Origin of the sequence: Brevibacillus fluminis (genome assembly GCF_003710825.1) — a bacterium.
Lineage (GTDB): Bacteria > Bacillota > Bacilli > Brevibacillales > Brevibacillaceae > Brevibacillus_D > Brevibacillus_D fluminis.
On the sequence record NZ_RHHQ01000008.1, the window covers coordinates 61631 to 72993 of the forward strand.

7 protein-coding genes are annotated in these 11363 nt (G+C 51.6%); all 7 read right to left on the bottom strand.

The features are described 5' to 3' along the window. Positions 1–11: 11 nt before the first annotated feature. The 7 genes from EDM56_RS09775 to EDM56_RS09805 all read right to left on the bottom strand — a co-directional run bounded on the left by EDM56_RS09775 (position 12) and on the right by EDM56_RS09805 (position 11214). Complete coding sequence (locus EDM56_RS09775; protein ID WP_122917733.1) at positions 12–509, bottom strand: phage tail protein; 498 nt, start codon at positions 507–509, stop codon at positions 12–14. Positions 510–535: 26 nt separating this feature from the next. Next, entirely contained in the window at positions 536–1048 is a 513-nt protein-coding gene (locus tag EDM56_RS09780) for a phage tail protein (RefSeq protein WP_122917734.1), read from the bottom strand. 294 nt (positions 1049–1342) lie between these two features. After that, positions 1343–6988 (bottom strand): Ig-like domain-containing protein, encoded by a 5646-nt coding sequence (locus tag EDM56_RS09785; RefSeq protein ID WP_122917735.1) that lies wholly within the window; start codon positions 6986–6988, stop codon positions 1343–1345. Between the two features lie 352 nt (positions 6989–7340). Next, a complete protein-coding gene (locus EDM56_RS09790) occupies positions 7341–8111 on the bottom strand; it encodes a UPF0489 family protein (RefSeq protein ID WP_122917736.1) in 771 nt (256 codons plus the stop codon). A 95-nt stretch (positions 8112–8206) separates the two neighbouring features. Next, positions 8207–9304, bottom strand: coding sequence for an LLM class flavin-dependent oxidoreductase (locus EDM56_RS09795; protein WP_122917737.1), 1098 nt, complete (start codon positions 9302–9304; stop codon positions 8207–8209). 348 nt (positions 9305–9652) lie between these two features. Continuing rightward, complete coding sequence (locus EDM56_RS09800) at positions 9653–10603, bottom strand: ketopantoate reductase family protein (protein WP_122917738.1); 951 nt, start codon at positions 10601–10603, stop codon at positions 9653–9655. Positions 10604–10848: 245 nt separating this feature from the next. After that, entirely contained in the window at positions 10849–11214 is a 366-nt protein-coding gene (locus EDM56_RS09805; RefSeq protein WP_122917739.1) for a YmaF family protein, read from the bottom strand. Positions 11215–11363 lie beyond the last annotated feature (149 nt).

Consider the following 11363-nt stretch of genomic DNA (forward strand, 5'->3'; position numbering starts at 1 on the left):
TTTTGCCTCCCTTAATTTCTTGGCGGAAAAATGCCCTGTACTGCAATACAGTAATTGGTGACCACATACGGCTGCATATTGGTATGCGCTTGTCCTTGGCCAGACTGCCCGAGCGCTTGTGACGACATCGTCGAATCCACCGTGGTACCATACGGATTGATCGCATTTTTGGCCCATGTATTTCCGGATGCTACCTTATCGTTCCCTTCCCCTTCGTTGCAATAAAGCAGATGGGTATGCGCTGGCATTTCCGCTTGCGTGAGCGTGTGCGCTTCCTCCCCAGCACTCTCACCGAGCGAAATTCCGTTTCCCTGTTGTACAGGGACACTCCCGCGTAAATCCGGCAGCGCAAACGTATTGACACCGTTCCCGCCGTATGTGGTGCCCAAGATTGCAAATAATGCCTGGTTTTGGTTAATGGGCAAAAGCCTTCCGTCGCAAGGCATCCAGCCTCGAGGTGGGGCCGAAAAGCCAAACATTTTCACTTCACCCAAAAATGGTTCTGACATGGTTTTTTCCTCCTCTATGGCAAAATTTAATAGGACGACGGAAATGCGCCTTCCAGCGCAATGATGTAGCTGACAGGCAGATAAGGCATCATATTATCATGAGGTTGGCTTCCTCCCGTGGCACTTATTGTGCCGGATGCCATTTGAGCGGTTGGTGCAGCTGTGGAATAAGCCTGCACGTTTTTGGCAAAAAAACTTCCGCTCGGCGTATCTATTGTCCCCTCCTGCGAGGAAACATTGACCGCATGCGTATGTGGAGGCAGATTGCTAGTGGTCAATGTGACCGTTTCTGTCCCCCCGAGCTGGCCGAGCGGGTAGTTGGTCCCTGTTCGGGGATTAACTCCGTTGTTCACCGGAATTCGTCCGCGATAATCCGGCAGTGCGAATGTGGTTACCCCATCGCCGCCATATGTAGTGCCAAGCAGCGTGTACAGCGCCTCGTTCCCTGAAATCGGAAGAATCTGTCCATCGCAAAATGCCCACCCAACTGGAGGAAAATTCCCTCCAAACATGCGAATCTCTCCGACGTACGGTACCATAAGAATCACCCAATTCCTCTCTGTTCAATAGTCGTCCATTTTCATTCTGCGAAAAGACTGGCTTTGCGCAGCCTTTCCTGGCATGACGATGATCCCCGCTTCTGTTCGCTCACGAAAAAGACTTCTGCCTGCCATTTTGCAACCTTTTGGACTAGTTGCAGCGGTTTTGGCTCACCTCCTTTCCCAATGCCGCCTCGAGTTTGGCAGTCTCACCAGTCCCAATCGATCCAATATTCAGATACAAACACATCAGGCAAGCGCCAGCGAGAAGCCGGCACTTGCCAGTGTTTGCCATCATTTTTTTACTGTTACGCTAAGCGTGAGCCGTTTTCCTTTATAGCTAACGGAAACGGTTGTTTTACCAGCAGCCACCGCCTTGATTTGGCCATCCTCAACGGTGACAACCCGTTCGTTGCGTGAATTCCACGTAATCTCTTTCGGATCGATTACCTCCGAATAGCCTTTTTCATAATAGGCGGTGATGACGGGCTCATACGTTTCACCTGGCTTGATGCGTATGGATGTATGATCTGCTTCCAATTTCGTCGGCTGCTTCGATTTCACCACGAGCACTTTGATTTCTGCCTTTTTGCCGCCGAATGTGACTTTCACGACCGCTTTGCCCGTGCCCACCGCTTTTACTTGGCCGTCTTTCGTGACTTCAACCACATCCGTGTCGTCAGTCGTCCATTCTGCATCCTCTGTGACATCTTCCGACGACTTATCCTCATAGACAGCACGTACGGAAAGCTGCTGCTCTTCGTCAGGCTCCAGAACCGCAGTCGTAGCGGACGGTTCGAGCTTTGACAGCTTGGCGTTCGATACCGTTACGGGGATTTCCAGTTCCTGCCCTGCATAGCGTACGGTAATGACGGCTTTCCCTGGCTTCGAACCCGCTTTGATTCGGCCAGGCGTCACTGTAATCAGTTCGCTGTCAGTCTGATAGCTGGTGTTTTCGTCGCGCGTAATGTCTTTGCGCTCATCACCGGAAACTGCATAGACACGGAATGTAGCGGTCTTTTTCGGCTGGACCCGAATTGCGTCCTCCGATGCTTCCAAACGCGTCTCTTCGTCTTCCTTCTTCTCCACAGTCACCTGCGAGCTTGCGGTTTTGTTGCCGTCCACGGTCGTTACGATAATCGTCGCCTTGCCTGCCTGAAGCGGAGTAACCAATCCAGCGCCATTCACCGAAGCCACCTCCGGATTGCTGCTGCTCCAGCGTACGTCTTGATTCGATGCGTTCGAAGGCTCGATCGAAGCATGGAGAGACACTGGGCTGTCGCCGACCATGAGCTTCAATTTCGTTTGGTCTAAGGAAACGCTTGTCACCGGAACATAAACAGGTGGCACATACGTATTCAACCGAATGTTGTCTGACAGATCCGCCGTGTTGCCAGCCTGATCCTGCAGCTGTACATAAACGGTCTTTTCGCCATCTCCGCTTGTGAGCGTCCAATTTTTCGTTGAGGCCGCATCTTCCCAATCGCTCCAAGCACTGCCATCATTGGAGAAGCGCATGTCAACCGGACCGATATTGTCATCTGTGATGAGCGAGAGCTTCACTTGGCGTGAGCGTGTTTGCGCGTCACCGTTATTGATTTGAATGCTGCCGGTTGGTGCAGTTTTATCCAATGTAAAACGAATTCGCGTCATATTGCCCGCATCGTCGGTAACGACCAGCGTATGGACTCCCTCATCCGTAACGGTCGCTCCGTTCGCAATCGGTGTGCCATCCAGCTCGGCCTGGCCATCATCAAATGTGATTGTTTGATCCGTATTATAGTGCGCTCCATCGGTGAGATCAGAGACCACCGGTGCTTTGGTGTCCAGAGTAATGGTCGCCTGCACCGCCTTGGTGTTACCCGCAGCATCACGTACTTCTACATAAACCGTTTTGAAGCCGTCACCATCATCCAATGTCCATGCATGTATCGGCGCAAACGTCTCCCATGCCTTCCACGTCGTTCCGTCATTGGAGAAACGCATTTCCAGCGCGGCCCCGCTCGCATCGCTTGCCGTGAGGCCCGCTTGTACTTCCGCCTTGTTCGTAAATGCCTCGCCACTGTTCAGCGTAAGCGTTACAGCGGGCTCCACCGTGTCAAGCGTGATCGTTTGCTGCTCGTCGTGCACGTTGCCGACCTGATCGCGCAGCTGCATGTACACCGTCTTGTCGCCGTCGCCCGCAGTCAGTGTCCAATCGAATTCATTCGCCACTGTTTCCCATACAGACCAGACGGTGCCGTCATTGGAGAAACGCATTTCCGCAGCGCCATTTGTATTTGTGTGCAGCTTCACATCCGCCTTGTTGGTGTAGGGAGCGCCCTCGTTAATCGTGAATGTTCCTGCCGGCGCAGTTTTATCCACCGTAAACGTGATCGTGGTCTTGTTGCCTGCTTCATCGGTCACGATCAGCTTGTGCTCGCCTTCCTCGGTTACCTTCGTACCGGAGAGGAATGGCTGCCCATTCAGCGTTGCCGTCCCTTCATTGAAGGCAACGGTCACGTCTGCATTGTACAGACCGCCGTCAGTGACGCCCGACACAACAGGGAAGTTCGTATCTAACGTAATGGTGTCACTTACCGTTTCCTGATTGTTAGCCTGATCGCGCAGCTGGATATACACTGTCTTCACGCCGTCGCCGTCCGTGAGCGTCCATGCCTTTGTCGACCCGACAGTTTCCCAATCTGTCCATGCGGAATTGTCATTGGAGATGCGCATCTCGGCTGCGTCGTTGCTCGTGATGGACAGCGTCACGTCCTTGTTGTTTGCATAGGCAGTTCCGCCATTGATCGCGATCGTGCCAGTTGGCGCTTTCGTATCCAGCTCGATTGCGGCCTGCACAACCGCTTCATTGCCCGCCTTGTCGACCAGTTTGAGATAGACGGTTTTCGGTCCGTCGCCATCGCTCACATTCCAGTTGATCTCCCCTGCAGCCGCTGGCTTCTCCGTCCAATTGGTCTGGTCATTGGACAGGTAGATCGTTTTCGTATCGACTGCCATAGTCACGGACAAGGTTACCGCTTTGTTATTGGTCACTGATTTTCCACCGTTGATGACCAGTGTACCGGTAGGCGCAGTCTTGTCGATGGTGAAATGGCGTGTGGTGGTGTTTTCCGCCGGGTCCGTCACGATCAGCGTATGCTCACCTTCTTCGCTCACCTTCTGTCCGATGGAAAAAGCGTCGCCATCGAGCGTTGCGGTCCCTTCGTTGAAGGTGATGGTCACATCGTCGTTATAAAGCCCTGCCTCGTCGACGCCGGTTACAACCGGAGCGACCGTATCGAGTTCAATGGAGGCGTTTGTGATGGAAGTATTGCCCGCCTGGTCTCTTAGCTGCAAATACACGGTTTTTGACCCGTTACCGCCTCCGAGTGCCCAAGACAGTTTACCCGTTGCTGCCGGCTCCCAGCTCTCATCCCACGTAGTATCGTTGGAAATGCGCATCTCCGTCGCATCGTCCTTGCCAATCGTAAGCTTCACGCTTGCAGAATTGGTGTAAGACTTACCGTCATTGATGACGAGCGTGCCAACCGGAGCCGTTTTATCCAATCTGAAGTTGATCGTCGTCGTATTGCCGGCTTTATCTGTCACGATCAGCGAATGCTCGCCTTCTGTGCTGACCGTTCCGTTGTTTGCAAATGGACCACCATCGAGCGATGCCGTTTCGTCACTACCAAACGTGATGACCAGATTGTCGTTGTACAGCCCGTTTTGGGCGACTCCTGTCACAACCGGAGCTGTCGTATCCAACACGATGGAAGCGGTCAAGTCGGTCGTGTTGCCCGCCTCATCGCGTAATTGGACATAGACTGTTTTGGTCCCGTCGCTAGCGGCGAGATCCCATGCTTTTTCCCCTTTTACCGACTCCCATGCGCTGTAATCGGAGTCATTGCTCGTATTGGACACGCGCATGTCGAACGCGCCGTCAGAAGTGATTCCCAGCGTAACGCTTTGGCTACTGCTGTGCGTCGCTCCTTCATTGATCGTCACCGTACCTGTGGGTGCTGTCGTATCGAGCACCACCGTATCGCTAACGGATTTTACATTGCCTGCCTGATCGCGCAGTTCCATGTACACCGTCTTGGTGCCGTCACCGTCGGTCAGCAGCCAATTGTCTTTCCGATTCGCGGCTGTTTCCCATGACGACCAGTCGGTATTGTTATTGGAAAACCGCATCTGCTTGGCATCGTCAGTCGTCAAATACAGCGATACTTTTTTGTCTTTTACATTAGTAGCCCCGTTTTCGATCGAAATGGTTCCGTTTGGCGGCGTCCGGTCGATCGTAAAAGCGATCGTTGTCATATTGCCAGCCGTGTCCGTCACGATCAATGTGTAGCTGCCTTCCGCGCTCACCTTTTCTCCGCTCAAAAATACCGTTCCATTGAGCGTGGCGATGCCTTCGTTGAAAGCGATGGTGACGTCGTCGTTCGCCATCTGCCCGTTGGAGACACCCGTGACGATCGGTGCAGCCGTATCAAGGGCTACCGTTTTGTCGACCTGCTGCTGGTTGCCCGCCAAATCCCTTACTTGCAGGGAAACCGTTTTGGACCCGTCTCCTGCAGACAAGCTCCATGGTTTGCTCGGCTCAATTGGCCCCCAGCCACTCCAGATACCGTCTTCGTTGGCCAGGCGCATCTCCACGCTGCCTCCGCCCGCATCGCTTGCGCTGATGGTAAGCGTGACGCCCGCCGTTTTCGTCGAAGCAACGCCTCCGTTGATCAACAGGGTGGCGGTCGGTTTCGTCGTATCCAGCCCGATCAAATCGGAGGCCATGACCGTGTCCACTGAATCTTTTACCTCTACATAAACCGTCTTGGTTCCGTCTCCGGTTGTCAATGTCCATGGTTTCGTTGTGGCAAACGTTTCCCACGAGCTCCAATTCGCGTTATCGTTGGAAAAACGCATTTGTAGCCCCACGTTTTCCGGAGGTGCTGAAATCAAATTCAACGTCACGTTTGCCTGATTGGCGAATTGTGCGCCGCCATTGACTGCAAAAGTTATCGTAGGTTTCACATTGGCAACATGAATCGCGATGCTTTTCTCGTAATACAAGCCGCCCGAATCCGTGACTCGCAGTGTAACGCTGTAATCTTTCTTCGTTTCGTAGTCAAACACCTTCGTTGTTTTCAACGCGTTGCCTGAAATCGCGAAGCTGTCCGTATCGCCGCCCACGATCGTATAGGCGAACGTGTCGCCCGCATTGGGGTCGGTTGCACTGAGTGTGCCGACCGTTGTGCTGGTCGGACTGTTTTCCGCCACCGTATCCATTGATAGATTCAGATCGGTCGGGGCCGCGTTTGGATCATAAGTGATGTCAAGGTAAGCAGCTAAGTCGCCGTTCGTTTCGCTCGTTTTGTCATAAAAGCCTATCTGCGGATTATAGAGGGTGTCACCAGGCTTTTTGGTTTGAATGCCCTTTAATACAAACGTGGCGACTTTGTCACCGGAAGCTTGCTCCTGAACATAGCTTGTTACAGGAAACGATACCTCCTTATTGAGGACTGACGTGATAAAGGTTACCCTTGGGCTAACTTGCTGAGACAAAGTGGGCAAATTATTCGTTGTCTCCACCCACCCATCATCATTGGAACCGTAAACGTCAACATAAGGGTTATCACCCGTTTGCCCTTGTACCACGATATGAATTTTCAACTCTGCCGATTGGATCTTTCCATGAATGTTGCTCAAATCAAACTTGAGCGCAGCGTTTGCCGCTCCGTAATCCTCCCCATCCCATTCATATCCTACAAACAAGATGTTGTGTAGTCCGTTCCAATCCGTTCCATTCGGATACTTCCCGGTTAAATCAATGAATGTATCCGCAGTGACTGGTACTTTTGCGGTTTGCAGAGCGGCATGCACCCTTGATCCAATCCCCACCGTTTGCCAAACAGAAAAAAACATCACCAGCACCAAAAGACGAATCCATATCCTCCACATCGAAAACCCCCTCCTCTCTCTCTTTGAACATGCTATCCAATTTAAAACTACATTCTTACCCAGTTCATCCTACTTCCTTTTTGAAAAATCAGAACCTAACTAAAGTGATATTTTTCGAAAATAGCATGTCCCTCTCTATTATTTTGGAGATAGAAAGGATGCTGATTCGAAAAATTCTGATGATGAACCGCATCAAATAAATACCGGTTAGTCAGTATTACTACATTGCGATTATATGCCATTTTATTCCATGACTGCAATCATTTCTTTAACAGATCGTTTCTAGTAAAAGCAAAAAGGAGAAACATGGCCTGTTTCTCCCTCTCTCGCAATCGAGTCTATTGATTTGGTTCTACCATTTCTGCCCATCTGATAGAGAAAGGCTGAACGATTCCAAAAACAAACCAAGCAAATGAGCGGCTTGCTGTTTCCCTCCGCAATACTCGGGTGAGATCGCGACGGTTATCACATCCCACAGCCAAAGCTCCCGCAGCGCTTGCAGATATGCACGAATCTGAGCATCCGGCAAAAGCTTCGCTTCCTCGCCACGAGACACATTGAAATAATCTAGGTCAAGGTCAAGGATCACCGTCCGCCCGCGGTGCAACCGTTCCCGGTCAAATCCGTCAAGGAACGATTCAATATCCAAAAACCGCTCATCCGTATAAGCACAGTCGGGAGGCAGTTTGGCAATGATGCTTTGGCAATTTTCATTGCGCTTTTGCGTGGCCTCTTGGCGTATTTGGGCAAGCGACAACACTTCCTCCTCTTGATGGGAGACAAAAATCGTCTCTCCGATCGTATCCCGCGCCACCGCCGCCCAAATGAAATTGTCGATCTGCATGACATCCGGCGGGCAAACTTGGCCGCTCGTGTAATCGTGCCCCTGTGCGACCGCCAACAATTGCTCCACGCTTGCCGCTTCCTTCAGTCCCGCCACAAACACGCCATCTGGCGTATCATCCAAATGGGCATCCACATGCACCAAGAACGATCGAGCGTCCAGCGCCCCTTTCAGCCGCTCGATCTCCCATGCTGCAAACGCCCAATTATGCTGGCGCATGAGGTAAATGCGCTGCTCGGGAAAGCAAATTTTCCAATTAAAATCGTCAAACCATTCCAATCCGTTATCCTCCGATACACCTTGCAAGATTTACTCTTCATTGTAAAGCAAGGCGATTCGGCAAGCCACCTACGATTCAGTTGCATATCGACAGCTTATAACGTGTTCTGAACCGCAATTTCCTTGTCGGATGAAGGCGGATCAAACAATGTCGGAGCTTTCTCCCACACCGTACTCGGCAGCTCACGGCGAAGGACCGGCGCCACTTCGCTGGCGAATCGCTCCACCTGCTCGCGCTGCTCCGCTTCCGTCAAGCCGTCCACGCTGATGGAGAGCACCTGATGCCCGAATGCCTCATGATAGCGCAAAATTTTTTCGATGACGCTCTCCGCGCTCCCCACCAAAGCGGGGCCATTCTGGATATTGTCCTCCAAGCTAGTAAACGGCGACTGATTGTGTTTAGCCGCTGCGGTTGCATTGTGCGCATCATAATAAGGTCGGAACCGTTTGATCGCCTCTTCTCGCGTGTTTGCCAAAAACAAACTGCCAGCCCCCGCTCCCACAATCGCTTTTTGCGGGTCGTGCCCATAGTAGGTAAGCCGCTCGCGGTAATGGTCGATCAACGCTTTGTATTTCGCCATCGGATGAAACGTATTGGATGAGAAAATCGGCTCCCCGTATTTCGCTGCCAGTTCGGTTGAGTGCGTGCTCGACGCACTCCCATGCCAGATCGGAATCGGCTGCTGCAGTGGCCTTGGCTGTGTAGTTACATTGTCCAGTTTGGGACGGTAACGCCCCTCCCACGTCACATTCTCCTCCCCCCACAGTCGTTTGAGCAGCGCATACCGTTCCGCCAGCGATTCCCACTGCTCTTCTTCGGTAATGCCGAATAACGGGTAATGGCGCGGATCGTTTCCTTTCCCTATGATCACTTCCAGCCTGCCACCGGACAGATGGTCCAGTGTCGCGTAATCCTCGGCAACACGCACAGGGTCGAGCACGCTCAAGACGGTTACGGTGGTCAGCAAACGTATCCGCTTCGTTTTGGACGCAATCGCTGTCAGTAAAACAGGCGGTGCTGAGGACAAAAACGGCTCGCCATGCCGCTCCCCAACCCCATAGGCATCAAACCCCAGCTCTTCTGCAAGCACAGCCTGCTTCAACACGTTCTGCAGCTTCTGCTGTGTCGTCAACGTTTCTCCCGTCACAGGATTTGGCACGTTCATAATCAGGCTAAACAAAGCGATTTTCATCTTACATGGCCCTCCGATCCCTAGTTCACGCGCTTTCCCGAACGATAAGAAAAACTTCTTTCAGAAGTCCTTTCAAGAAGCAAGTCCTTCGATCTTTGGAAGTTTTTCTTCCGCTCCAGAATTTACAAGCGCGAGCACTTATAAATTCTTATACGAATAGAAAACCTGGCTCGCCGAGCTTTTGGCTTTAGCCGCGGTTGTACTAAAAAGAGGGAAACTATGCAGTGATCTGCACAATTTCCCTCCAGTTATCCGGTCGGTAACTATGTGTATGTAAAGAATAGTAAAGTAAACGGCTGCGTATAGTCAAGTATTATTATCGGAATAGTTCCTTATCAGAGTAGCAGCTTAAATGTGCGTCACCGATTGTGGGTAGCTTTCTTCGATCACTTTCACCAGCTGGGTCATCATTTCGTTGTAGGGGGTCGCGATGGAAAAGCGTTTCCCCAGTTGCACAATCGCTCCATTGATCGACTCGATCTCTGTCCGTCGGTGGAACAGAACATCGGTGAGCATCGACGACTTGTTCGCCGCGATCTCCTCGATACCTAGGCGAATCAGCTCTTCAACCGGATTTTCGTACAAAAGCTGAATGCCCTGCGCATTCGCCACCTGCACCGCCTCCTCGATTAATTGGCGCGCGATTGCCTGTCCGTGGCTGGTACGGACCGCATCCCCATTTGTCAGTCGGGTGACCGCAGTAAGACCGTTGTAAGTAACATTGACCAAAAGCTTGCTCCAAATCACCGCCATCACATCCGAAACGACCTCGCATGCAAGCCCACTACGCGTGAACAAGGATGCAATTGCCTGTAGCTTCTGCTCGTTTGTACCTGCGATGGCCGAACCAATGAACGTTTTCCCCCATCCACGCCGGGCGATTAGCCCAGGCTCGATGATACCTGCACCTGAAACGGTACCGCCCACAAGTACCAGCTCCTTTGGCACAAATGTTTCAAGTACCTCGGCATTGCCAATGCCATTTTGCAGTGTGAGCACTATCGTTGTTGGTGTCAGGATCGGAATGATTTTTCTCAGCACGCTTTCGGTAGCAAATGATTTGACCAAACAGATGACCAAGTCGTAGCCACCCGCCAGTTCCGCTGGATCGGTAATCACCGGTAGCTTGACTGTGACGGGCTGTTGCTCCCGCTCGATCAGCTGCATCCCTTTTTCGTTGATCATGCGGGTATGCTCATTCGCCCGATGGTTAAACAAGGTTACGTCCGATCCCGCTTGCGTTAATTTGGCGCCAAAGAGGGAAGCCATTGCTCCCGCGCCTAATATGAGTGTCTTCATCTATGCACCTCGATCATGTGGCATTGTGCGATCCGCTTGCCGTCTCTTTTGTGTTGATGTTTTTTCTATTAAACCACATGTGGGTGAAAAGTGGCATGCATTCCGACCCTTTCCCAATTAGAAAACCTGGCTACGCCAAGCTTTTGGCTTAAGCCGCGGTTGCACTTATACTGGATAAGAATTTTTATTAATTCTTATCTGCACGAAAAAGACCACCGTAATGGGCGGTCTGCTTTTCGCATGGTTTACACCAGCGGCTTATCGATTAACGTAGCAAAATTAAAATTGTGTACGTGGCCATCAATCAATGTGGTAGTGCCTTTCACAAAATGAACATGCTTGCCATTTCCGACAGGGATCGCGGGGCCTGTCGTACGACGGACCCTATGAAAATGATCAACGAAGTCCGTATTCGTTCGAATCACATGAACATGACTGTTGCCTTTCGGAATCGCTTGGCCGGTTACGCCCGCAAAACGGTGATTGTGCCGATCTTCGCCTTGCTCTGCCAGTTTAGTGCTGCCCAAAAATTCATGTGTATGTCTTTGCTTCTGTTGCTGTACGGTAGCTTTCTTCTTTACAGTCCATTTGAGCTTTCTCTTGTTTGCCATCAGTTCCATCCTTTCATCCGCGGAATGCTACCATTCTATTGGCGGAGGCTAGGACGTGAACTGGATATGTGCCTAATGTTGCACCGGAAATTGATCTATTCTGATTCGTTGCCCGTTTTCGCAATGCGGCTGATGAGAAATAGCCCGAG

What these genes read in the sequence shown, in the direction of transcription:
- EDM56_RS09775 (WP_122917733.1), bottom strand. Translation starts at nt 509, where the DNA reads ATGTCAGAACCATTTTTGGGTGAAGTGAAAATGTTTGGCTTTTCGGCC.
- EDM56_RS09780 (WP_122917734.1), bottom strand. Translation starts at nt 1,048, where the DNA reads ATGGTACCGTACGTCGGAGAGATTCGCATGTTTGGAGGGAATTTTCCT.
- EDM56_RS09785 (WP_122917735.1), bottom strand. Translation starts at nt 6,988, where the DNA reads ATGTGGAGGATATGGATTCGTCTTTTGGTGCTGGTGATGTTTTTTTCT.
- EDM56_RS09795 (WP_122917737.1), bottom strand. Translation starts at nt 9,304, where the DNA reads ATGAAAATCGCTTTGTTTAGCCTGATTATGAACGTGCCAAATCCTGTG.
- EDM56_RS09800 (WP_122917738.1), bottom strand. Translation starts at nt 10,603, where the DNA reads ATGAAGACACTCATATTAGGCGCGGGAGCAATGGCTTCCCTCTTTGGC.
- EDM56_RS09805 (WP_122917739.1), bottom strand. Translation starts at nt 11,214, where the DNA reads ATGGCAAACAAGAGAAAGCTCAAATGGACTGTAAAGAAGAAAGCTACC.